The following is a 23,643-nucleotide window of genomic DNA, read 5'->3' as shown; positions in this document are numbered from 1 at the left end:
CAAACGGCTCCTCGGCTGAAGAAATTCAGCCGGGGATTTTTGCTTAGGGAAGTCCCATGAACATCCAATCTCTTGGCTCATCCGTGGCGCAGCGCCTGGAAGAGCGCACGCTTCCAGCACTCGAGCAGCAGAACGTCCAGCCCGCCAAGGCCCGGCCGGCGCAAGCGCAGGAGGCGCCCCCGCCTTCGCGCGAACAGGTCGTCGATGCCGTCGGGAAGATCAATGAAAGCATGCGCGCCTCGTCGCAGAGCCTGGAATTCGCGATCGACGAAGACAGCAAGGAAATCGTGGTCAAGATCATCGACGAAGGTACCCGCGAAGTGGTGCGCCAGATTCCTTCGGTCGAAGCGCTCGAGATCGCCAAATCCATCGACAAGATGCGCGGTCTCCTGATCAGCCAGACCGCCTGAAGACGGTCCGGCTTGCAGCCCGGTGCCCGCCCTCCACCAGGGAGGCACCGGCTTGCATGCCTGTCAACGTCCTCTTCTCCATGTCCTACTAATTGAATTAGGACACATTTCCCACTCTTAAGTCCGGTTTGCTTCTGTCGATAATGACTTACATTATCGCTTTCACGGGAGAAACAAAGTGGGCATCAGTTCAAGCGGCATCGGTTCCGGGCTCGACGTCGACGGCATCATCAGCAAGCTGATGCAGGCCGAAGCGGCGCCGCTGGCCAACTTCGACAAGAAGTCCGCCGCACTGCAGGCGCGCATGAACGCGCTGAGCAAAGTCAGCGCGGCGGTGGGCGCCTTCCAGGGCGCACTGACTTCGCTGAACTCTCCCTCGACCTTCAGCGCGCTGAACACCAGCAGCGGCAACAAGGACATCCTGGGCGGCACCGCCGGCGCCGGCGCGGTTGCCGGCAAATACAAGATCAACGTGACCCAGATGGCCTCGGCCCAGAGCCTGAGCACGGCCGGCCGCGCCAGCATGAGCGCGACCATCGGCGCCGGCGCCAAAACCACCCTGACCTTCCAGTTCGGCAGCATCGGCGGCGGCACCTTCGGCGTGGCCGGCGGCCAGCTGAGCGCCTCGACCGCCGGCACCGGCATCAGCAACGGCTCCCTGACGCTCAACGGCACCGCCATCACCACCAGCGGCGCGACCCGCAGCGCAGCGCAACTGGCGGAAGCGATCAATGCGAAAAGCGACACCACCGGCGTGACCGCCAAGGCCGGCACCGCAAGCAGCGCGGCCAACCTGTTCGCCGGCTTCGGCACCGTCACGACCACCGCCACCTCCAGCTATGCCTTGACGGTCGGCGGCGTGCAGATCGTGTCGCAGGCCGGCACCGGCTCCTCGCTTGGCAAGGCCCAGATCGATGCCGCCCTGACCGACGGCACCGTCAGCGCCGCGTTGGCCGCCGCCAATATCAGCTTCACCGGCACGGCCGCCGCCGGCACCCTGCAGTTCACCGCGGCGGACGGCTCCAACCTGACCGTCGCCGAAATCATCGGCGGCAGCGGCGGCGCCACCGGCGGCCTGAAGGGAACCGGCGTGGCCAATACCGGCACCAGCGCCACCACCACCGCCGGCGTGACCCTGAGCTCCACCGACGGCAGCCAGATCCTGGTCGGCGGCAGCAACCCGGCCGCCGCCGGCTTCAGCGCCGGCCCCGCCGGCAGCTACCTCGGCGGCGCCACCTTCAGCCAGGACGGCGCGCAAGCCAGCGGCACCGTGACGCTCGAGGCCGGCGACCAGTCGCTGCAGGGCATCCGCGACGCCATCAACAAGGCCAACATCGGCGTCACCGCCACCATCGTGTCCGACGGCGGCGACAACCCCTACCACCTGGTGCTGACCTCGAACAAGACCGGCGAAAAATCCTCGATGAAGATCGGCGTCGACGGCGTCGACGGCCAGCCGCCCGATCCGGCCATCGCGGCCCTGCTCGGCCACGACCCGGCCGGCGCGCAGAACCTGACCCAGACCAGCGCGGCGAAGGATACCCTGCTCAACATGAACGGGATCGACATCCGCAGCAGCAGCACCACCGTCACCGAGGCGGTGCAGGGCGTGTCGCTCGACATCACCGGCATCGGCAGCACCACGCTGAACGTGACCCGCGACACCGCGGCGGTGTCGACCGCCGTCAACAACTTCGTCAAGGCGTACAACGATCTCAACAAGACGATCTCGAGCCTGACCGGCTACAACGCCGAGACCAGGACCGCCGGCCTGCTGCAGGGCGACGCCTCGGTGCGCTCGATCCAGAGCCAACTGCGGCGCCAGCTCGGGACGGCGGTCGAAGGCCTGGGCGGCAAGTTGACCAACCTCAGCCAGGTCGGCATCAGCTTCCAGAAGGACGGCGGCCTGGCCGTCGATTCCACCAAGCTGAACAAGGCAGTCACGGAGAATTTCGCCGACATCGGCGGCCTGTTCGCCGCCATGGGCAAGGCCACCGATGGCCAGATCAAGTTCGAGAAGTCGGGCGCGTCGACCAAGCCGGGCACCTACGGCATCAACATCACCAGCCTGGCGACCCAGGGCACGCTCACCAGCGCTGCGGCGCTGTCGGGTTCGACGACGATCGCCCCGAACACCACCTGGCGCGTCACCCTGAACCAGACCGACCCGGTCACCGAAAACAAGATCCAGGAAATCAAGCTGGCCGCCGGCACCTATACCAATGCCCAGCTGGCCGCGATGCTGCGCGCGGCCATCAACGGCAACACCACTTTCGCCGGCGCCGGCGACACGGTCGAGACCAAGCTCGGGGACGATGGCCGCCTGTCGATCTTCTCGAGCAAGTTCGGCGAGATGTCGAACATCGAGATCGCCCACGTCAGCGGCTACGACCCGGCCAACCTGTTCGGCGGCGCCACCCCGGTGAAAGGCAAGGACGTCGAAGGCACGATCGGCGGCGTCGCCGCCACCGGCAACGGCCAGCGCCTGACGGCGGCTGCCGGTTCGCCCGCCGCAGGCATCGAGCTCACGGTCAGCGGCGGCCAGGTCGGCGAGCGCGGCACCGTCAGCTTCTCCAAGGGCTTCGCCTTCGAACTGACCAACCTGGCCTCCAGCTTCACCGGCAAGGACAGCCTGCTTGCCAGCAAGACCGACGGCCTGAACGTCACCCTGAAATCCGTCACCAGCGCGCGCGACCGTTTCGAGTCGCGCCTGGAAACCATCGAAAAACGCTACCGCGCGCAGTTCACCGCGCTCGATACCGCCCTGATGTCGATGCAATCGACCTCGGCTTACCTGACCCAGCAGCTTGCGACGCTCAGCGCGAACGCAAGCCGTGCTTAAACACCTGGAGAACACGATGTTTGGAACCATGCAACGCGGCGTCGGCGCCTATGCGAAAGTCGGTCTCGAGACCGGCGTCGCCGCCGCTTCCCCGCACAAACTGATCGTCATGCTGTACGACGGCGCAATGGTGTCGATCCTGAGCGGCATCAGCAACATGAAGGCCGGGAACATCCCCGCCAAGGGCGCCGCCATCTCGAAGGCCATCAACATCATCGACAACGGCCTGCGCGCCGCCCTCGACAAGAAAGTCGGCGGCGAGATCGCCCAGAACCTCGACGCCCTGTACGAATACATCAGCGCACGCCTGCTCAAGGCCAACCTCCGCAACGACCCGGCGATCCTGGAAGAAGCGCATGCGCTGCTGTCCGAACTGCGCGAAGCCTGGAACGCGATCGACCCGCAAGCCGCGGCCGGCGGCGCGACCGCTCCCGCCGCCCCGGCGCCACTGCGCGCCCCGACCCTGATGAGTGTTTGAGAACATGCCGCAGATGACCAGCGACGATATCGTCGATACCTATGAAACCATGGCGGTGATCACCGACCAGATGCTGCGCGCCGCCAGCGACAGCGACTGGGATCGGCTGGCCGAGCTCGAACGGCAGTGCGCCCTGCACGTGCGCCAGCTCAAGGAAAGCGAGCCGCAGCCGCTGGCCGGCCCGCAGCGCGTCAAGAAGGTCGACGCGATCCGCCGCATGCTCGCCGCCGACCGCCAGATCCGCGACCTGACCACCCCATGGATGGCGCGCCTGTCGGCCCTGATCAACAACACCTCGACCGAACGCCGCGTCGCCCGCGCCTACGGCGTGTAAGGGCCAGAGCACCAGCATGCTGCCGCGCGAGCTCGTCTCCGCCGTCCTGCCGGTCAGCCCGGTCAGGCCGGCCGAACACCTGAATGACCCGCGCCAGCAAGCCTTCCAGCGGTCCCTTGCCCCTCAACTGGGCAAGGCGCTGCACGGCGAAGTCCTCGCCAAGCTGACCGACGGCAGTTTCGTCGTCAAGGTCGCCAACATTCCCGCCCGCATGCAGCTTCCTCCAGGTGCCCAGGTGGGCGCCGACGTGCCGCTCACGCTGGTGTCGGTGCATCCGCGCCCCACCTTCCAGGTCGGGCTCGGGGCCAATCCGGTGTTCAGCGAAGCCGGCCCGCCGCTGCCCCAGGGCGCCGACCCGGGCAAGGCGCCGCTCGCCATGCGCGAAGGGGCCGCCGTCGGGCGCGCCGCCGCGTTGCTGCAAGCCGCCGCGGCCGGCAGCGCCGTCCAGACCCTGGGCGCGGAAGCCAACAACACGACGCTCAGCCAGGCCGGCAAGACCATCGGCGGCGTGCTCGCGGCCGCCCAGAAGCTCGAGACGCCGCTGACTGCCGCCCTGGGCCGGGCGCCAGTGGTGGCCGCGGCCGGCGCGGATGCCGCCAGCATCGCGGCCGGCCTGCAGCAGGCCCTCGGCAAAAGCGGCCTGTTCTACGAATCGCACGTGGCCGAATGGGCGCAGGGCGCGCGCGCGCTGGCCGAACTGAACGCCGAACCGCAGCAGCAACTGGCGAAGGAAGGCGCGCGCCAGCTGCCGACCGACCCGGCCACCGCCCAGTTCATCAACCTGCAGCTGGCCACCCAGGAGCAGGCCCAGGTCGCCTGGCAGGGCAAGCTGTGGCCGGGCCAGCCGATGCAGCTGGAAGTGCAGCGCGATACCCGGGAAGGACACGACGAAGCCGGCGAGGCGGGGGCGCACTGGCACAGCCGCCTGCGCCTGCGCTTTCCCGAACTGGGCGAGCTGGAGGCCCGCGTGACGCTCGCCGACGGGCGCGTGCAGGTGCAGTTCGACGCCGGCAGCGAAAACACGGCCGCCCTGCTGCGCCGCCACATGGGCAGCCTGGCCGGCGCGCTCGACGCGGCCGGCACCCGGCTGGCGGGCTTCGAGGTGCGCGCACCGGACGGCGACACTGGCATGACTGACGATGACTGACGCGAGCAAGGGCCCGGGCCGGCGCCAGAGCGCCGTCGCCCTCGCCTATGGCAGCGGCGACCCGGCGCCCAAGGTGGTGGCCAAGGGCCAGGGCCTGGTCGCCGAGCAGATCATGCGCCGCGCCAGGGAAGCCGGCGTCTTCGTCCACGAATCGAAGGAACTGGTGCAGCTGCTCATGGGGGTCGACCTGGACCGCGAGATTCCGCCGGCGCTGTATCGCGCAATTGCGGAACTGTTGGCCTGGCTATATCATATTGAGTCGGCTCAGAAACATGGAGGGCCAACGCCCCACCTCAACCTGGACGACGCGGCAAACGCTGGTACAAGCAATGAATGATCAGGAACTCGATAATTGGCACGACTACGAGGTGGAGTCGCGCCGTGAAGTCGTCGCGCTGCTGCGCCAGATCGGCGAGAAGCACCAGCTGGTGCGCATGCTGGTCAAGGGCGAGGCCGACGTCTGCGTCACCACCGTCCTCGACGTCGACGAAGCCACCAACACCATGGTGCTCGACCGCTCGATCGAGCGCATGCAGAACGAGCGCATCGTCGAAGCCGGCAAGGTGCGCTGCGAAACCTTCCTCGACAAGATCCGCATCCTGTTCACCGCCGAGAACCTGCGTCCCACCCTGTTCGAGGGCGAGGCCGCCCTGCGCGCCGACATCCCGCCGAGCCTGATCCGTCTGCAGCGCCGCGAGTACTACCGCATGGAGACCCCGGTGTCGAACCCGGTGCGGGCGATCCTCCCGCTGCCGCTCGAGCTCGGGGCCGGCACCGGCGTCTTCCCGCTGCACGACATCAGCTGCGGCGGCATCGCCGTCCTCGACAACAAGCTCCAGCTCGACACGACCATCGGCGCCCAGCTTCCCAACTGCCGCATCGAACTGCCCGAGATCGGCCCGGTGACGGTGACGCTGGAAGTGCGCAACTCGCTCGACCTGACCCTGCTGAACAACAAGAGCAACCGCCGCATCGGCCTGCAGTTCATCGACATGTCGCGTGGCGGGATGGCCGCGGTGCAGCGCTACATCACCAAGCTCGAACGCGAGCGCAATGCGCGCTTGGCCGGCCTCGCCTGATCAAATTGGCAATTACCATTTGGCAATGTTGATGGTTGTTGAACGGTAGATAGGCTACACTTCGGTATCTCGCTACCCTGGTGCCCAGATGCCGATGCACACCCCGACCACCGACCTGTTCTACACCGCGTTCGCCCACTCGTCGGTGGGCATGGCAGTCGTCGGCCTCGACGGCCTGTGGATCGAGGTCAACCCGGCGCTATGCCGGATCCTGGGCCATGGCCGCGACGAGCTGATGACGCTCGGCCTCCAGGACATTTCTCACCCGGATGACCTGCCCGCCGACCTGACCCTGCTCAACCGGGTGCTGGCGGGCGAGATCGACTCCTACAACCTGGAAAAGCGCTACCGCCATGCCGACGGCCGCGTGGTCTGCGGCCTGCTGACGGTGTCGCTCAGCCGCGACGCGGGCGGCGCCCCGGAATGCCTGATCGCCCAACTGCTCGACGTCACCGAACAGAAGAAGACGGTCGAGGAACGCGACGCCTTCTTCACCCTGTCGCCCGACCTGCTGGCGATCGTCGGCAAGGACGGCTACCTGCGCCAGGTGAATCCAGCCTGGACCGACGCGCTGGGCTGGACCCAGGACGAATTGACCACCCAGCCCTTCATCGATTTCATCCATCCCGACGACCGCGCCGCCTCGCTGCGCGAAGCCGACAAGATCTACCGCGGCGGCGTGGCCAAGGGCTTTCGCAACCGCTACCGCCATGCGCGCGGCGGCTACCGCTGGCTCGAATGGAACACGCGCGCGGTCGGGGCGGAGCTGCTGTACTGCTCGGTGCGCGACGTCAGCGGCCAGGTCGAGGACGAGGAACGGCTGCGCAGCCAGGAGCAGAAGATCAGCCTGCTGGTCGAGAACGCCAACGATGCCTTCCTCGGCATGAACGAGCAGGGCATCATCACCGAATGGAACAAGCAGGCCGAAGCCACCTTCGGCTGGAGCGCGCAGGAGGCGATCGGCCAGCCGATGGCCGAGCTGATCACGCCGGAGCGGATGCGCCGGCGCCACCACGACGGCGTCCAGGCCTTCCTGAGCAAGCGCATGGTCGCGGCCTCGCGCAAGCGGGTCGAGCTGCCGGCCCTGCGCAAGGACGGCAGCGAGATCCTGGTCGAGATCACGGTGGGCGTGGTGCCTCTCAAGGGCGAACGCTACTTCACCGCCTTCATGCGCGACGTGTCCGAGCAGCGCCGCATGTCCAAGGAACTGCACCACCGCGCCACCCACGACTTCCTCACCGGCCTGCCCAACCGCTACGAATTCATGGGCCGCCTGCAGCAAGCGATCGACGCGCTCGGGCGCGAGCCGCGTCCGCTGGGGCTGCTGTTCATCGACCTGGACGGCTTCAAGGCGGTCAACGACCTGTGCGGCCACGAAACCGGCGACGCGGTGCTGATCGCCTTCGGCCGCCGTCTCATGGCATCGGTGCGGCGCACCGACGGGGTGGCGCGGCTGGCGGGCGACGAGTTCGTGGTCCTGCTCGACCACCTGCACGATCCCTGCCACGACGCCGGCCAGGTGGTCGACAAGATCCTGCTCGCGGCCGCCCAGCCCTACCCCGAGGTCGCGGGGCGCACCGAGCCCGGCGCCAGCATCGGGATGGCGCTGCACCATCCGGGCGACAGCGCCGACCGGCTGCTCTCGCGCGCCGACGCCGCCATGTACGTGGCCAAGAACGCGGGCAAGAACCGCGCCGCCTACGAAGGCGACGGGCGGTGGGTAGTGCGCGGGGCCTGAGTATTTACATAATGCAATCTTTCTAGTAGCAAAAAAAATAAATCGGCTACACTGGCGCTACCTCACGATGTGTGTGCCGCCCATGCCGAGCCCCGCCCCCTCCTGCCACTTTCTTGCCGCCTTCGCCAGGTCGGCCGTCGGCATGGCGCTGCTCGACCTGCAAGGCCGCTGGCTCGAGTTCAACGAGGCGCTGTGCACCTTCCTGGCTTATCCGCGCGCCGAACTGCTGGCCCTGAGCTACCGCGACGTCACCCATCCGGCCGATCTCGAGGCCGACCTGGCCTTCCTGGAGCGGATGCTGGCCGGCGAACTCGACTCCTACTGCCTCGAGAAGCGTTACCGCCGGCCCGACGCCGCCGTGGTCTGGGGCCTGCTCACGGTGACGCTGTGCCGCGACGATGCCGGCCGCCCGGAGTGCCTGATCGCCCAGGTGATCGACATCACGGCCCAGAAGAAGGCGATCGAGGACCGCGATGCGCTGTTCGCCCTCGCCCCGGACCTGCTGTCGATCTCCAGCCCCGACGCCTATATCATGCAGGTCAATCCGGCCTGGCGCGATCTGCTGGGCTGGGACGAAGCGGTGCTGATGTCGCGCCCTTTCGTCGATTTCCTCCATCCGGACGACCGCGCGCGCACCCTGGAAAAGGCCGGCGAACTGGCCAGCGGCGGCGCGGTGCTGGGCTTTCGCAACCGCTACCGCCATGCCGACGGCGGCTGGCGCTGGATCGAATGGAGTACCCGGGTGGCGTCGGACGGGCGCATGTTCTGCTCGGGACGCGACGTCACCGAGCAGATCGAATCCGAGGAACAGACGCGCCGCCTGTCCGAGGAACTGCACTACCGGGCCACCCACGACTTCCTCACCGGCCTGCCCAACCGCTACGAGTTCACGGGACGGCTCCAGCAGGTGCTGGGCACCCTGCCGTGCGCGCCGCGTCCGGTGGTGCTGATGTTCATCGACCTGGACGGTTTCAAGGCCGTCAACGACATCTGCGGCCATGCAGCGGGCGATGCGGTGCTGGTCGCCTTCGGCCGGCGCCTGCTTGACGCGGTGCGGCAGGTCGACACCGTGGCGCGGCTGGCCGGCGACGAATTCGTGGTCCTGCTCGACCGCCTTCACACGCCGTGGCCCGAGGCGCTCCAGGTAGCGCAGCGGATCCTGCGGCCCGCTGCCCGCCCCTACCCGGAAACCGGGGGCCGGACCCAGCCCGGCGCCACCATCGGGATGGCGCTGCATCGGCCGGGCGAAAGCGCCGACCAGTTGCGCTCGCGCGCCGATGCGGCGATGTACACGGCCAAGAACGCCGGCAAGAACTGCGCGGCCTACCAGCACGAGGGGCAGTGGGTGCTGTCCGGCGCCTGACTCCGCTGCCGCGGCAGCGCCCTGCGCACCTAGGCGGACATGCCGGCGCCGCCGCCGGGGCGGATCAGGCCGCGCTGGGTCGCGACCACCACCGCATGGGTGCGCGCGGTGGCGTCGAGCTTGCTCATCACGCCCTTCACGTGGGTCTTCACGGTGCCCACGCCGATGCCCAGCTTGCGCGCGATCGACTTGTTGCAGCAGCCTTGCGCCAGCAACTGCAGCACGTCGGTCTCGCGCCCGGTGAGCGATTCGCGGGTGAGGCTGTCGGCGACGCTGCGCGTCATCGACTCGCTCAGGTAGCGCTGGCCGCGCGCCAGCTGCTCGACCGCGTGCGCCAGTTCGTCGGTGCCGCAGGACTGCAGCAGGTAGCCGGCCACGCCGGCATCCATCGCCAGGCGTACTTCCCACTCCTTGTCGAACTGGGTCACGACCAGCACGCAGGGAGCCTGGCTGCCGGGCGACGGCTTGCGCGCCAGCTTGATGCCGGTGTCGTAATCGGTCACCAGCACGCGCGCCACCTGCTGCGCCTCGGGCTGGCGCAGCTGGGTGGTGACCCGCAGGCCCGGCTGGCCGGCGAGGATGGCGTGCAGCCCGACGGTCATGATCGGGTCGGCGTGCATGATGTGGACGGCGGAAGAGATTGCTTGCATGTGCATACTCCGGCAGAAGGCGGCAGACGACGGCGGCCTCGGGCGGCCAAACTCCCGACATATTGAAACGACAAGAACAGCAAATCAAGTAATGGTTTGTAATGACTGGTTAACATGTATGCACCCCGCATACGATGTCGTGCCCGACGGCGGGATGCTTCGGGTATACTTCCCTGATCATGCGCCTGACTTCCTTCACCGACTACACCTTGCGGACCCTGCTCCACCTCGGCAGCAATCCGGGGCGGCTCGTCACGATCCAGGAAATCGCGAACCTGCACAACATTTCGAAGAACCACCTGATGAAGGTGGTGCACGAACTGGGGCGCAACGGCGTCATCGAGACCGTCCGCGGCCGCAACGGCGGCTTCCGCCTGGCGCACAAACCGGAAGACATCAACATCGGCGCGGTGGTGCGCCAGAGCGAGAGCGATTTCTACATGGCCGAATGCTTCGACCCGAACGGCAATCCGTGCGGGCTGGTGAAGGCCTGTGCGCTCAAGGGCGTGCTCTCGAATGCGACCACGGCCTATCTCGCCGAGCTGGACCGCCATACCCTGGCCTCGCTGCTGCCGGAGCCAAGCCCGCGCGACGGCAGCATGCCGGTGACGTTCCAACGCAAGGAAATCCAGGCCGCCTGAGCAGCCTGCCGCCTGGCCTTCCCCCCGGCCCGTCGGAAAAATGATGAAATCCCCGAAAAATCGATAAGATCTTGCGTTTCCTTACCTGATCGCATCGTATAATGGGATTCAAGCGCAGCTTTCACTCAAATTAATCAAATTCGGTTTCAGTTGGGCAAACTGTGCTTCTAAAACTCCTTGCCGAACGCTGCGTTCGACCGAATTCCGCCCGTAAACCCGCGCCCGAAACGGATATGGGATTGCCAGCCTGAGCAGCAGTCAGACAGTTGTAAGCATGCATCGTTCTGCTTGAAACGCGGGGCGCGAGCAGCAAACGCGGCTGTTTCTGCACTACCATATGAGTTGCCATAAGGCATCCGAAACGAGACCCGGCCCTTCCTGCAAAGCCCATGATGCCTTCCGAATCGAACGCCGTGTCCGGACCTGCCGCGCTGCCGCCGGCCTCCCCGCCGGCCACCCGCCAGCGTCCGGTGGCGCATTTCCTGCGCATCCTGGTGCTGGCCTGCCTGCTGCCGGGGTGATCGGCATTGCCTTTTTCATCGCCCTGGAATACCGCGAGGAGCGCAGCCGCCAGACCGAAGACACGATCAAGATGGCGCAGTCGATCATGGTGCACACCGACGCCCACCTGCTGCGTACCCGCGACCTGGCACGCGCGCTGGCGGAGGTTGGCGACGGCTTGCCGGGGCAGCTCGCCGCCTTCCGGCGCCAGGCGGCCCACCTCATGTCCGCTGCCGCCGCCGGCGGCGCGGCGGCGCTGTACCAGGCCGACGGCAGCCTGTTCGCCAGCCTCACGGGCAGTGGCGACCCGCTCGCGAAGACATCCGCGCACGCCGCCGCGGTGGCGCAGGTGTTCGCGACCGGGCAGCCCTTCCTGTCGAACGTCCTGGCAGGCGCCGGCGCAGCCGGGCCGGTGCTGGCCGTCTACGTGCCGGTGACGGGCGGCGGCAAGACCACGTACGCACTGGCCATCGCCGTTCCCGCTTCCCAGCTGAGCGCGCAGCTGTCCGACCACAAGCTGCCGGACGGCTGGCTCGCCAGCCTGCTCGACCGCCAGGGGGTCATCATGGGGCGCAACCGCAATGCCGCCAGCCTGGTCGGAAAGCCGGCCCGCGCCACCCTGCGCGAGGAGGTCGCCCGCCAGAGCGTCGGGACGGTGGAACACCTCACCCAGGACGGGATGCGCAACTTCACGGTCTTCGTGCGCTCGCCGGAAACCGGCTACACCAGCATCATCGGGATTCCGCGCCAGCAGATCCTGATGCCGCTGCTGCAGAAACTGGCCTTCCTCGGCATCCTGGTGACGCTCCTGTTCGCCGCCGGGCTGCTGCTGGCGCGCCGCATGGGAAGCTCGATTGCCAGGTCCTTCCACGTCCTGATCGAACAGGCGTATGCCCTCGGCCACGGCGGCGCGCAGGCGCGCAAGCCGCTGCACGTGCTCGAGGCGGTCCAGCTCGGCGGCGCCATGGAACAGGCTGCCGAACTGCTGCGCCAGCGCGACGCCGACCTGCGCGCGCAACAGGACGAGCTACAACAGTTCAAGTTCTTCAGCGAACACAGCAACGAAATGCTGCTGCTGCTCGACGAACGCGGCGCCATCCGTTACGCCAACCGGATGGCCTGCGAACGCCTCGGCTACCGCAACGGCGAGCTGCTGGCGATGACGCTGTTCGACCTCGACCTGCCCACCGCGCCGGAGCTGCTGCGCAGCGTGTTCGACATCTGCCGCCACTCGCCGCACCCGCCTCCGCCCTTCGAGCGGGTGTACCGCTGCAAGAACGGGAGCGAATTCCCGGTCGAGATCAGCGCCACCGTGCTGCAGCACCGCGGCGAGTGGCTGATGCACGTGGCGCCGCGCGACATCAGCGAACGGCGCCAGGCCGAGCAGGCGGTACGCTGGGCCGCCGCGCACGATGCGCTGACCGGGCTGGCGAACCGCACCCAGGCCCTGGCCTTCCTGGAAAGCGCACTGGCGCGCGGACCCGGCTGGGAAACCGGCGGCTCCCTGCTGTTCATCGACCTGGACCGCTTCAAGCCGGTCAACGACATCCATGGGCATGACGTGGGCGACCGCGTGCTGCGGGAAATCGCTGCGCGTCTGCAGGCCTGCACGGCCGGCCGCGGCCTGCTGGCGCGTGCGGGGGGAGACGAGTTCATGCTCATCATGGGCGACGGCAACGTGCGCGATCCGGTGCGGATGGCGGACACGATCATCCGGGCGGTGGCGGCTCCCGTCAGCCTCGGCAATATCGAAGTGGCCCTGTCGGCCTCGGTCGGCATCAGCCTGTTCCCGCAGCACGGCGAGACGGCCAGCGCCCTGATCCATGCCGCCGACATGGCCATGCTGGCGGCCAAGCAAAGCGGCCGGGCCGGCGCCAGGCTGTATTCGCACGAGATGGGGGAGCAGGCCCAGTTCACGCTGAGCGTGCAGCATCGCCTGCAGCAGGCCATCGATCACGATGGCCTGCGCCTGCATTACCAGCCGATCGTGAACCTGGCGACCGGCCTGATGGACGGCGCCGAGGCGCTGGTGCGCCTGGAAGACGGGCTGGCGCCCCAGGTCGGGCCCGCCACCTTCATTCCGATCGCGGAAAGTTGCGGGCTGATCGCTCCACTGGGAGCGTGGGCGGCGCAGGAGGCATGCCGCCAGCAGGTGGCCTGGGAGGCGGCGGGACTGGCCCTGACGGTGTCGATCAACGTCTCGGCGATCCAGTTCCGGCGCGCCGGCTTTGCCGCCTTCATCCGGGAACTGATCGCCTCTTCCGGCATGAACCCGCGCCGGCTGGTGCTCGAACTGACCGAAACCGCGATCATGGAGAACCTGGCCGAATCGGTCGCCGTCCTGCACGAGATCAGGGCGCTGGGCGTCAAGATCGCGCTCGACGACTTCGGCACCGGGTATTCCAGCCTGAGCAGCCTGTCCACGCTTCCCCTGGACAAGCTGAAAATCGACCAGTCCTTCGTGCGCCGTCTCGAGACCGACCATGCGAGCCGCGCCGTCATCGACGCCGTCATCGCACTGGCCAGGAGCCTGGACCTGGAACTGGTCGCGGAAGGGATCGAAACGGCGGCGGCGCTGCACTACCTGCGCGAGCGCGGTTGCCAGTCGGGACAGGGATATCACTTCAGCCGGCCGCTGCCGGCGCCGGGACTGGAGGCCTGGTACGGCCGCCAATGTGCTTGACGCTGGCTTACACCTGCATGTTCATGATGTCGTGATAGGCCGACACCAGCTTGTTGCGAACTTGTACCGTTGCCTGGAAAGCGATGCTGGATTTCTGCATCGCGATCATCGTATCGGACAGGCTCACGGTATCGTCCCCCAGCGCGAAGCGCTGGCCGAGTTCCTGCGCCTGCTTCTGGGTATTGCTGACCTGCTGGAGCGAGGTCTTGAGGGCATCGGCGAAATCGAGCTTGGCCACGCCGCCCTGGGGCGCGACATTGCCCAGGCCCGCCGGCGCGACCGGACCGGCCGCCGGCTTGCTTGCCGCGGCTTTCAGCTGTTCCATCATCGCCTGGATGCGGCTGCTGTCGATGCCGCCGATTCCGCCAATACTCATCGTTCGCTCCTGCCTGCCGAGGGTTTCACTTTTTTCACCCTGCCAGATTACCAGCGCCCGCGCACATTCCTCGTGCGAAGAAGCACGGATTTCCACCCCTGTTTCACCGTTTGAATGTTGCTCTGTGGCTTCATAATCATGGCTACTCTCCTACTTCCCCCCTACATTACCGACCATGGCAGCAGTTGCTGATGAACTGACCGACACCCCGGCGCCCGAGCAAGAGGCGAAACAGGGCTTTTTGCAGACCACCATGGGCAAGCGCGTCGTCATCGGCGGCGGGATCGCGCTGGTCAGCGCCATCATGATCGCCCTGTGGATGTGGAGCCAGGCGCCGGAATACCGCGTGCTGTTCTCGAACTACAGCGACCGCGACGGCGGCGCCATCACCGCCTCGCTCGACCAGATGGGGGTCAAGTACAAGTTCTCGGACGGCGGCAGCGCGATCCTGGTGCCCGCCGAGCAGATCCACGACCTGCGCCTGAAGCTGGCCGCCCAGGGCCTGCCGAAGGGCGGCAACGTCGGCTTCGAACTGATGGAAAACCAGAAGCTGGGCGTGTCGCAGTTCCTGGAACAGGTGAACTACCAGCGTTCGCTGGAAGGCGAGCTGGCGCGCTCGATCCAGTCGCTCGGCCCGGTCAGCGGCGCGCGCGTGCACCTGGCCATGCCGAAGCCCTCGGTCTTCGTGCGCGACCAGCAGAAACCCACCGCGTCGGTGGTGTTGACCCTGCAGGCGGGCCGCGCCCTCGATCCGGGCCAGGTCAGCGCCATCGTCCACCTGGTCGCCTCGAGCGTGCCGGAACTCACCGTCGGCAACGTCACCGTGGTCGACCAGAACGGCAACCTGCTGTCCGACACCGGCAACAAGGGACCCGGCCACAAGGGCCTGGACGCCACCCAGCTCAAGTACGTCGAGCAGGTCCAGCAGAACATCATCAAGCAGGTCGAATCGATCATCGCCCCGCTGGTGGGCAAGGAAAACGTGCGCGCCGAAGCGACCGCCGAGATCGACTTCGCCCAGGTCGACACCGCGGCCGAGATGTACAAGCCGAATTCGCCGCCGGAACCGCAGGCGATCCGCAGCCAGCAGACCTCGGAATCGACCCAGCCGGGCGGGGGCGCTTCGGGCGTGCCGGGCGCGCTGTCGAACCAGCCGCCGGGCGTGGCCACCGCGCCGATCGACGGCCTGGCCCCAGGCGGCGCGGCGCCGGCGACCGGCCCGACCCGCAAGGACGCGACCACCAACTACGAAGTCGACAAGACCATCCGCTACGAGCAGCGCCCGATGGGCGGCATCAAGCGCCTGACGGTGGGCGTGGTGGTGAACTACCGCCGCTCGGTCGACCCGCAGACCGGCAAGATCACGGTCAAGCCCCTGAGCGCCGCCGAAGTCGCCCAGATCAACGAACTGGTCAAGCAGGCGATGGGCTACTCGCAGCAGCGCGGCGACACCCTGAACGTGGCCAACGCTCCGTTCGACGGCGTCGACCGCCCGGACGACACGCCTCCTAGCCTCGACTGGTGGCGCGATCCGGCCAACCTGCCGCTGGCCAAGGAAATCGGCAAGTACCTGCTGCTGTTCGCGGTGCTGGCCTTCCTCTACTACCGCATCCTGCTGCCGCTGATGCGCCCGGCGATCAAGAAGTTCGACGAGGTCACCGCCCTGCCGCCGGAACCGGAACCGGAAGAGGAAGAGATTCCCGAAGACGAGCGCGAGCCCGATCCGGAAGAGCTCGAGGAACAGGAAGTCGAACGCCGCGCCCAGGGCTACCGGGCGAACCTGCAGCTGGCGCAGGACCTGGCCCGCGAAGACCCGCGGATCGTTGCAAACGTAATCAAGGCATGGTTGGGATCAAATGAGTGACAAGGACAAGGAAGGCGTACAGCAGGCAGCGATCCTGATGCTGGCCCTGGGCGAAGCGGAAGCGGCCGAAGTGATGAAGTTCCTGGGCCCGCGCGAAGTGCTGAAGCTCGGCGCCGCGATGGCCCAGATGAAGTCGGTGCAGCACACCGAGGTGGTCAAGGTGCTGGAAGCCTTCGTGGAAGAGACCAACCTGCATTCGAACGTCGGTCTCGATTCGGACGAATACATCCGCCAGGTGCTGACCAAGGCGCTGGGCGACGACAAGGCCGCCGTGCTGCTCAACCGCATCCTGGGCGGCAAGGACGCCTCGGGCATCGAAAGCCTGAAGTGGATGGACTCGCCCTCGGTGGCGGAACTGATCCGCAACGAGCACCCGCAGATCATCGCCACCATCCTGGTGCACCTCGAGCGCGACCAGGCCTGCGAGATCCTGGCCCACTTCACCGAGCGCCTGCGCAACGACGTGGTGCTGCGCATCGCCACGCTGGACGGCGTGCAGCCTGCTGCTTTACGCGAACTGAACGACGTGCTGACCAAGCTCCTGTCGGGCAACGAGAACATCAAGAAATCCTCGCTGGGCGGCGTGCGCACCGCGGCCGAGATCCTGAACTTCATGAGCGGCGAGCAGGAAGCGGCCGTCATGGACAACATCAAGAACTACGACAACGACATGGCGCAGAAGATCATGGACGAGATGTTCGTGTTCGACAACATCATCGACATCGACGACCGCGGCATCCAACTGCTGCTGCGCGAAGTGCAGTCCGAGATGCTGATCATCGCGCTCAAGGGCGCCTCGCAGGACCTGCGCGAGAAGATCTTCAAGAACATGTCGCAGCGCGCGGGCGAAATGATGCGCGAGGACCTGGAATCCAAAGGTCCGGTGCGCCTGTCGGAGGTGGAAACCCAGCAGAAGCAGATCCTGCAGATCGTGCGCCGCCTGGCGGACGAAGGCCAGATCGTGCTGGGCGGTAAAGGCGAGGATTCGTTCATCTGATGATCCCGAAGGAACAGCAAAGCGCCTACCAGCGCTGGGAAATGACCTCGTTCGGCGACGAGCGCCCGAGCACCCAGGCGCGCCGCGCCGCCACGACGCCGCCTGCCCCGCCCCCGGCGCCGGAGCCCGTGGAAATCGTCCCGCACATCGCGCTACCGACTGCGGAAGAACTGGAAGCGATCCGCGAGCAGGCGCGCGCCGAGGGCTATGCCGAAGGCCTGCAAGAGGGCCGCGCGGCCGGCCATGCCGAGGGCTATGCCGACGGCGCCCGGGCCGGCCAGATCGAAGCCGAAGCCGAGCTGGAACACCTGCGCGCGATCGCCGCGACCTTCAGCGAGGCCGTGGTGCAGGCCGACGAGACCATCGCGCACGACGTGCTGGAACTGGCCCTGCGCCTGGCGCGGGGAATGGTGCGCACGGCCTTCGAGGTGCGCCCGGAACTGATCCTGCCGGTGGTGCAGGAAGCGATCGGCTACCTGCCGGTGCTGGCCCAGCCGGCCACGCTCACCCTGCACCCGGAGGACGCCGAGATCGTGCGCCAGGCCATGGGACAGGAGCTGGTCAAGGGCGGCTGGCGCATCGTCGAGGACGCGGCCCTGGGACGTGGCGGCTGCAAGGTGGATACCGCCAGCAACCAGATCGATGCGCAGGCGCAGGCGCGCTGGGCGCGATTGACCCATGCCCTCCAGAGTAATGTTGATTGGTTGTCGTAGGGTGGGCGGGTCTCCCGCCCACGCGGTCAACCATCGTCGGCACGGCCGCGACATAATTTATTTCGGCGATCACCGCGTGGGCGGCGAAGCCGCCCACCCTACGAAATGACGACAACCGACCGCCACACCGCCCGCTGGAAATCCTTCATCAAGGACTGCGACTCCCTCGTCGGCCTGGCCGAACCGCTCCAGGTCTCGGGCCGCGTCACGCGCGTGGCCGGACTGGTGATGGAATGCGTCGGCCTGAAGCTGGCCGTGGGCAGCGCCTGCACCATCCCGGTGGCCAATGGCTTGAAAATCGAGGCCGAAGTGGTCGGTTTCGAAGGCGAGCGCCTGTTCCTGATGCCGCAGAGCGACGTCGAAGGCGTGGTGCCCGGCTCGCGCGTGTTCCCGGTCGAGTCCGCCCGGCCGAAACCGGGCAGCGTGCAGCATCCGCGCCGCCGCCCGAGCGACCGTGCGCGCCACCTGCCGGTCGGCATGCAGCTGCTCGGCCGCGTGGTGGACGGCGCCGGCCGCCCGCTGGACGGCAAGGGTCCGCTCGGCACGGACGAAGTGGGGCCCCTGAACGCACGCCCGATCAACCCGCTCGACCGCGCCCCGATCTCGGAAACCCTGGACGTCGGCGTGCGCGCCATCAACGCCATGCTGACGGTCGGCCGCGGCCAGCGCCTCGGCCTGTTCGCCGGCACCGGCGTCGGCAAATCGGTCCTGCTGGGGATGATCGCGCGCTACACCACCGCCGACGTGATCGTCGTCGGCCTGATCGGCGAACGCGGACGCGAAGTCAAGGAATTCATCGAGCAGATCCTCGGCCCGGAAGGCCGCGCCCGCTCGGCGGTGGTGGCCGCGCCGGCCGACTCCCCGCCGCTGATGCGCCTGCAGGGCGCGGCCTACGCCACCGCGATCGCCGAACACTTCCGCGAGCAGGGCAAGAACGTCCTCCTGATCATGGATTCGCTGACCCGCTACGCCATGGCCCAGCGCGAGATCGCCCTGGCGATCGGCGAGCCGCCCGCCACCAAGGGCTATCCGCCGTCGGTGTTCGCCAAGCTGCCGGTGCTGGTGGAACGCGCCGGCAACGGCGTCGAGGGCGGCGGCTCGATCACCGCCTTCTACACCGTCTTGTCCGAGGGCGATGATCAACAAGACCCGATCGCCGACGCGGCGCGCGGCATCCTGGACGGCCACATCGTCCTGAACCGCCACCTGGCCGAAGCCGGCCACTACCCGGCGATCGACATCGAGCAGTCGATCTCGCGGGCGATGCACTCGATTACCTCGCACGAACACCAACTGGCGGCGCGCAAGCTCAAGCAGCTGTACTCGCGCTACCAGCGCTCGCGCGACCTGATCAGCGTGGGCGCCTATGCCGCCGGCAGCGATCCGGTGCTGGACCAGGCAATCGCCAAGCACGAGCAGATCGAACAGTTCCTGTGCCAGGAAATCCACGACAACGCGGGCATGCTGGAAAGCTTGGGGCAGTTAACCTCTCTATTCCAGTGATCGAAAAATGCCGGGCGGAACTATACTCTGACCCTGTATGGCTACTTCTTCCGCCCTCGAGACCCTGATCGACCTTGCGCAGCGCGATTCCGACGCAATCGCCAAGCGCCTGGGCGCGGCCCTCAAGGCCGTGGAAGACGCCGAGCAGAAGCTGGTCATGCTCGATGGCTACCGCGACGAGTACGTGCGCAAGCTCGACGCGGCGCAGATGGCGGGCATCACGCCCTTCGCGTACCACAACTTCGTGGCCTTCATCGGCAAGCTGGACAACGCCATCATCGGCCAGCGCGAAGTGATCAAGCATGCGCAGTACAAGGCGGACGTGGAAAAGAAGGCATGGCAGGAAAGCGAGCGCAAGCGCCTGTCCTACCGCACCCTGAACGAGCGCGCCGCAAGCCAGGCGCTGGCGCTCGAGAACAAGCGCGACCAGAAACTGATGGACGACCACGCAGCCCGTGGCGCCCGCTACAAACAACGCTGACTTTAGGCCGATCTCCCATCATGACGATGCCGACCACTACCCTTCCGTTCCAGGTTTCCGGCGCCGGCGCGCTGGCGCAGCCGCCACGCCATGCCGCGGCGGGCGTGCAAGCCCCCAATGCCGAGGGCTTCGGCGCCACGCTGTCGCGCGCCATGGCGCCGACACCGGCGCCGGCCCCCGCCCCGGCCAACAAGCCGGCGGCGCCGGCCAGGCAGGCCGACAAGCCGGCAGCCCAGGGAGCGAAGCCCGCGGCCCGCGAGCCGGCGAAACAGAACGAGGCATCCGATGCGCCGGCGACGGCGCAGCAAACGGGCAGCGCCGAATCGGCCGACCCGGCCAAGGACGCCAGCGCCGCCGAATCGGCCAATGCCGCCGCGGAAGCGGCGACCACGCCGGTGACCGACATGCTGGCCTTCATGGCCGCCCTGACCCAGGCGCCCGCGGCGGCGCCGCTCGCGGCCGATGCGGCAAGCGCGGCCGGCAGCGCCGAATTGCAGCTCACCGCGCTCCAGTCCGCGTTCGCGAAACTCGGCGCGGCCGACGGCAGCGCCGCGGCCACGGATCCGCTCGCAGCCGCCGAAGGCGACGCGGCCGGCTTCTCGCTGGCGGCCGGCGTCCAGCCGGCGGACCGGGAAGGCGCCGACCTGCGGGCGCTGCAGCAACAGGGTGCGCAGGCGCTCGCGCCTCAGGATGCGGGCAAGGCCCAGCCGCAACTGCGCGACGGCGCGGCAGCGAAGCTGGAGGGGCCTCTGCCTGCCGTCACCCAGCTGCAGGCCCAAGCCGCCAAGCTCGATACCCTGCCGAACCCGGCCGCCATGCCGGGCGACCGGATCCCGGCACGCCTGGGCACCCAGGCCTGGGACAACCAGGTCAGCCAGCGCATCGTCTACATGGTGGGCAAGGAGCAGGCCGCGACCCTGACGCTGAACCCGCCTGACCTCGGCCCGGTGCAGGTGGTGCTCAACGTGAGCAACGACGGCGCCAGCGTGGCGTTTTCGTCGAACCAGCTGGAAGTGCGCCAAGCCCTGGAAAATGCCCTCCCGCGCCTGCGCGAGATGATGGGCGAGAACGGCATCGCGCTCGGTAACGCGACCGTCGACGCCGGCATGCCGGACGGGCGCCAGGCGCAGCAGGATGGGGAGCGGCGCCATGGACACGGTGGCGGTGTTGGCAACGCGGGCGGCACGGTTGCAGCGGGCGATGACGCTGCTGCGCGGCCGGCTACCCGGACCGTGCACCTGGGCGACAACGGTCTGGTCGACACCTTCGCATAATCTATACCGTAGGGTGGGCGGGTCTCCCGCCCACGCGTTCAAACCGAGCAAGATCGGCCCGCGCGTTATTTCATTGGCTAACTATCACCGCGTGGGCAGGAAACCTGCCCACCCTACCAAACCGTCAAGACACAGGCGCAACAATCAGCGGGAATGCCGTCCCTTCTCCCCTCTTTTCCGGGCTTGGCGGGCTTGGCGCTCCGGCGATAATGCCATAATGACGGAATCATTCTTTTAGGCAGTAAAGAGAACTCTCGATGGCGCAAGCAAAAGCAAAGGTCGATCCGAAGGCGGACGCAGCGGCGGCAGCCCCGGCCGGCTCCAAGAAGAAGCTGGTCGTGATCGCCGCGGCGGCCGTGCTGCTGCTCGGCGGTGGCGGCGGCGCGGCCTGGTATTTCATGCAGGGCGGCGACGCGGCGGCCCACGATAGCCCGAAGGAAACGAAGAAGAAAAAGAAGAACACCGGGGTCAAGCCGGAATACGTGCCGGTCGAGGCCTTCACGGTCAACCTGCAGCCGGAAAACGGCGAGCAATACCTGCAGGTGCAGTTCACCCTGCAGGTGGCGGGCACCGAACAGGCGACCCTGGTCAAGGACAACATGGCGATCGTGCGCAACCGCGTGCTGCTGCTCCTGTCGGGCAAGCGGGCGTCGGAAATCAGCACGGTCGAAGGCAAGCAGCAGCTCGCCGCCGAGATCCAGGCGATCGTCCAGGAGCCCTTCGCCAAGGATGGCGACGAGCAGGACGTCACCGACGTGTTGTTCACCTCGTTCATCATCCAGTAATTGAAGCACCATGGCCGATAATTTCCTCTCACAGGAAGAAGTCGATGCCCTCCTCAAGGGGGTCAACGGCGATCAGGACGACATTGCGGCGCCTGAAGACACCTCGGGGGTACGCACCTATAACCTGGCAACGCAGGAGCGGATCGTCCGCGGCCGCATGCCGACGCTCGAGATCATCAACGAGCGTTTCGCCAGGTATCTGCGGGTTGGCCTGTTCAATTTCCTGCGCCGCAGCGCCGAGGTCTCGGTGGGCTCGGTGCGGGTCTCGAAGTACAGCGAGTTCATCCGCAACCTGGTGGTCCCCACCAACCTCAACCTGATCCACATGAAGCCGCTGCGCGGCACGGCGCTGATGGTGTTCGATCCGGGCCTCGTGTTCCTGCTGGTCGACAACCTGTTCGGCGGCGACGGCCGCTTCCACACCCGCGTGGAAGGCCGCGACTTCACCCAGACCGAGCAGCGCATCATCATGCGCATCCTCGACATCGTGTTCGAGGCCTACGCCAAGTCGTGGGAGCCGGTGTACCCGATCGAGTTCGAGTACATCCGCTCCGAGATGAACACGCAGTTCGCCAACATCGCGACCCCGAACGAGGTCGTGGTGTCCTGCACCTTCACCATCGAACTCGGTTCGGTGTCGGGCCAGATTCACTTCTGCATGCCCTATTCCATGATCGAGCCGATCCGCGACGCGCTGACCTCGAGCATCCAGGGCGAGGCCCTCGAAGTCGACAAGCGCTGGGTGCGCCTGATGACCCAGCAGATCCAGGTCGCCGAAGTCGAGCTGGTGGCGGTGCTGGGCGAAGGCCGCGCCAACTTCGACGAGATTCTCAACATGAAGGTCGGCGACATCATCCCGATCACCGTGCCGGAAATGCTCCAGGCGACGGTGGACGGGGTGCCGGTGATGGATTGCAGCTATGGCGTCTTCAACGGCCAGTACGCGCTGAAGGTCGAGAAGCTGCTCGCCAACAGCGACAGTTTGAACAAATAGACACGCAGTAACAGGAGAGCACCATGTCTGACACCCAGGACGACCAGAGCAGCCTCGACGACGATTGGGGCGCGGCGATTGCCGAGCAGGCCGCGGCCGAAGCGGCGGCGCTCGAACGCCAGCAACAGCAGCAAGCCACCGCGACCGCGGCCGTGTTCAAGGATTTCTCGAACAAGGGCACGCGCACCGACACGCCGAATGACATCGACTTCATCCTCGACATCCCGGTCCAGCTGACCGTGGAACTCGGCCGCACCAAGATCGCGATCAAGAACCTGCTGCAACTGGCGCAAGGCTCCGTGGTGGAGCTCGATGGCCTGGCGGGCGAACCGATGGACGTGCTGGTCAATGGCTGCCTGATCGCACAGGGCGAGGTGGTGGTCGTGAACGACAAGTTCGGTATCCGTCTGACTGATATCATTACGCCATCGGAACGGATCAGAAAACTGAATAAATGACCTCGAGCAACTTCGCTCATCGCATTCGCCGGCTCGCGGCGGCGCTGCTGTTCGCGCCGCTCGCGGCCTGTGCGGCGCCCGTCGGCGCCGACCAGGCCCCGGCTACCCAGCAACAACCAAGCGCGCCTGTTACCCAGCAGGCAGCGCCGCGCGCGGAACCTGCCCCTCCCGCAGCCACCGCACCGATTCCGGTCCCGGCGCCCGCATCGCAAGAAACCCAGCCCCTGCCGCGCGGCGCCACCACCACCGGCCGCCCGGCCACGCCGGCCAGTCCCGCGCCGTCCGGCCCGGCCACGGCGCCGCTGCAGACGCCCGCCCCGGCGCCGGCCGCC

The 23,643-nt window shown here is 67.2% G+C and carries 23 protein-coding genes and 1 pseudogene; 22 read left to right on the top strand and 2 right to left on the bottom strand.

From position 1 onward, the window contains the following. Positions 1–56 precede the first annotated feature (56 nt). The 9 genes from ACK4S9_RS20700 to ACK4S9_RS20660 all read left to right on the top strand — a co-directional run bounded on the left by ACK4S9_RS20700 (position 57) and on the right by ACK4S9_RS20660 (position 9,391). Positions 57–410: a flagellar protein FlaG gene (locus ACK4S9_RS20700; RefSeq protein WP_409729427.1), complete on the top strand. Its 354-nt coding sequence runs from the start codon at positions 57–59 to the stop codon at positions 408–410. Positions 411–588: 178 nt separating this feature from the next. Continuing rightward, entirely contained in the window at positions 589–3,252 is a 2,664-nt protein-coding gene (gene fliD / locus ACK4S9_RS20695; protein ID WP_409729425.1) for a flagellar filament capping protein FliD, read from the top strand. A gap of 16 nt (positions 3,253–3,268) precedes the next feature. Further along, positions 3,269–3,730, top strand: a complete 462-nt coding sequence (gene fliS / locus ACK4S9_RS20690; protein ID WP_409729423.1) for a flagellar export chaperone FliS — start codon at positions 3,269–3,271, stop codon at positions 3,728–3,730. A gap of 4 nt (positions 3,731–3,734) precedes the next feature. Next, positions 3,735–4,064 (top strand): flagellar protein FliT, encoded by a 330-nt coding sequence (locus ACK4S9_RS20685; RefSeq protein ID WP_409729421.1) that lies wholly within the window; start codon positions 3,735–3,737, stop codon positions 4,062–4,064. Between the two features lie 16 nt (positions 4,065–4,080). After that, complete coding sequence (locus tag ACK4S9_RS20680) at positions 4,081–5,211, top strand: flagellar hook-length control protein FliK (protein WP_409729419.1); 1,131 nt, start codon at positions 4,081–4,083, stop codon at positions 5,209–5,211. After that, on the top strand, positions 5,204–5,548 hold the full coding sequence (locus ACK4S9_RS20675; RefSeq protein ID WP_409729418.1) for an EscU/YscU/HrcU family type III secretion system export apparatus switch protein: 345 nt from the start codon (positions 5,204–5,206) through the stop codon (positions 5,546–5,548). The genes ACK4S9_RS20680 and ACK4S9_RS20675 overlap by 8 nt, the downstream gene beginning before the upstream one ends. After that, positions 5,541–6,290, top strand: coding sequence for a flagellar brake protein (locus tag ACK4S9_RS20670; RefSeq protein WP_409729416.1), 750 nt, complete (start codon positions 5,541–5,543; stop codon positions 6,288–6,290). Before ACK4S9_RS20675 ends, ACK4S9_RS20670 begins: the two co-directional genes overlap by 8 nt. A gap of 88 nt (positions 6,291–6,378) precedes the next feature. After that, a complete protein-coding gene (locus tag ACK4S9_RS20665; protein WP_409729414.1) occupies positions 6,379–8,028 on the top strand; it encodes a PAS domain S-box protein in 1,650 nt (549 codons plus the stop codon). A gap of 82 nt (positions 8,029–8,110) precedes the next feature. Further along, positions 8,111–9,391, top strand: a complete 1,281-nt coding sequence (locus tag ACK4S9_RS20660; protein WP_409729412.1) for a diguanylate cyclase domain-containing protein — start codon at positions 8,111–8,113, stop codon at positions 9,389–9,391. A 29-nt stretch (positions 9,392–9,420) separates the two neighbouring features. Here ACK4S9_RS20660 and ACK4S9_RS20655 read toward each other — a convergent pair whose 3' ends face one another. Further along, on the bottom strand, positions 9,421–10,041 hold the full coding sequence (locus ACK4S9_RS20655) for a LuxR C-terminal-related transcriptional regulator (RefSeq protein ID WP_409729410.1): 621 nt from the start codon (positions 10,039–10,041) through the stop codon (positions 9,421–9,423). A 179-nt stretch (positions 10,042–10,220) separates the two neighbouring features. Here ACK4S9_RS20655 and ACK4S9_RS20650 point away from each other — a divergent pair, with 179 nt between their 5' ends. The 3 genes from ACK4S9_RS20650 (at position 10,221) to ACK4S9_RS20640 (ending at position 13,866) form a co-directional block, all read left to right on the top strand. Further along, complete coding sequence (locus tag ACK4S9_RS20650) at positions 10,221–10,682, top strand: RrF2 family transcriptional regulator (protein WP_409729408.1); 462 nt, start codon at positions 10,221–10,223, stop codon at positions 10,680–10,682. 389 nt (positions 10,683–11,071) lie between these two features. Next, the gene (locus ACK4S9_RS20645; protein ID WP_409729406.1) at positions 11,072–11,203 is read left to right on the top strand and encodes a hypothetical protein; all 132 of its coding nucleotides are present in this window, start codon (positions 11,072–11,074) and stop codon (positions 11,201–11,203) included. Then, positions 11,200–13,866: an EAL domain-containing protein gene (locus ACK4S9_RS20640; protein WP_409729404.1), complete on the top strand. Its 2,667-nt coding sequence runs from the start codon at positions 11,200–11,202 to the stop codon at positions 13,864–13,866. The genes ACK4S9_RS20645 and ACK4S9_RS20640 overlap by 4 nt, the downstream gene beginning before the upstream one ends. Positions 13,867–13,873: 7 nt before the next feature. On the opposite strand, the gene fliE is transcribed toward ACK4S9_RS20640, so the two are convergent. Continuing rightward, positions 13,874–14,242: a flagellar hook-basal body complex protein FliE gene (gene fliE, locus ACK4S9_RS20635; protein WP_409729402.1), complete on the bottom strand. Its 369-nt coding sequence runs from the start codon at positions 14,240–14,242 to the stop codon at positions 13,874–13,876. Positions 14,243–14,417: 175 nt separating this feature from the next. Between fliE and fliF the strand changes: the two genes are divergently transcribed. The 10 genes and pseudogenes from fliF to ACK4S9_RS20585 all read left to right on the top strand — a co-directional run. Beyond that, positions 14,418–16,106, top strand: a complete 1,689-nt coding sequence (gene fliF, locus ACK4S9_RS20630; protein WP_409729400.1) for a flagellar basal-body MS-ring/collar protein FliF — start codon at positions 14,418–14,420, stop codon at positions 16,104–16,106. After that, the gene (gene fliG, locus ACK4S9_RS20625; RefSeq protein ID WP_036212326.1) at positions 16,099–17,103 is read left to right on the top strand and encodes a flagellar motor switch protein FliG; all 1,005 of its coding nucleotides are present in this window, start codon (positions 16,099–16,101) and stop codon (positions 17,101–17,103) included. Before fliF ends, fliG begins: the two co-directional genes overlap by 8 nt. Beyond that, a complete protein-coding gene (gene fliH, locus ACK4S9_RS20620) occupies positions 17,103–17,816 on the top strand; it encodes a flagellar assembly protein FliH (RefSeq protein WP_409729398.1) in 714 nt (237 codons plus the stop codon). Before fliG ends, fliH begins: the two co-directional genes overlap by 1 nt. 105 nt (positions 17,817–17,921) lie before the next feature. Further along, positions 17,922–19,319, top strand: a complete 1,398-nt coding sequence (gene fliI / locus ACK4S9_RS20615) for a flagellar protein export ATPase FliI (RefSeq protein WP_409729397.1) — start codon at positions 17,922–17,924, stop codon at positions 19,317–19,319. 37 nt (positions 19,320–19,356) lie between these two features. Further along, positions 19,357–19,800, top strand: coding sequence for a flagellar export protein FliJ (fliJ, locus tag ACK4S9_RS20610; RefSeq protein ID WP_409729395.1), 444 nt, complete (start codon positions 19,357–19,359; stop codon positions 19,798–19,800). A gap of 20 nt (positions 19,801–19,820) precedes the next feature. After that, positions 19,821–21,074 carry a flagellar hook-length control protein FliK gene (locus ACK4S9_RS20605; protein ID WP_409729393.1) on the top strand — a complete coding sequence of 418 codons (1,254 nt, stop codon included), beginning with the start codon at positions 19,821–19,823 and terminating at the stop codon, positions 21,072–21,074. 257 nt (positions 21,075–21,331) lie between these two features. Continuing rightward, positions 21,332–21,859: a flagellar basal body-associated protein FliL gene (gene fliL / locus ACK4S9_RS20600; RefSeq protein ID WP_409729391.1), complete on the top strand. Its 528-nt coding sequence runs from the start codon at positions 21,332–21,334 to the stop codon at positions 21,857–21,859. A 10-nt stretch (positions 21,860–21,869) separates the two neighbouring features. Beyond that, the gene (gene fliM, locus ACK4S9_RS20595) at positions 21,870–22,853 is read left to right on the top strand and encodes a flagellar motor switch protein FliM (RefSeq protein WP_409729389.1); all 984 of its coding nucleotides are present in this window, start codon (positions 21,870–21,872) and stop codon (positions 22,851–22,853) included. Positions 22,854–22,876: 23 nt separating this feature from the next. Further along, a complete protein-coding gene (fliN, locus tag ACK4S9_RS20590) occupies positions 22,877–23,311 on the top strand; it encodes a flagellar motor switch protein FliN (protein ID WP_409729388.1) in 435 nt (144 codons plus the stop codon). Then, a pseudogene (locus ACK4S9_RS20585) lies at positions 23,308–23,643 on the top strand (hypothetical protein); the annotation flags it as partial. The gene fliN and the pseudogene ACK4S9_RS20585, both read left to right, overlap by 4 nt.

It is taken from the genome of Massilia sp., assembly GCF_046293535.1.
Taxonomy (GTDB): Bacteria; Pseudomonadota; Gammaproteobacteria; order Burkholderiales; family Burkholderiaceae_D; genus Telluria.
The sequence above is the reverse complement of the archived record's forward strand: the minus strand, read 5'-3'. Positions and strand labels throughout refer to the sequence as shown.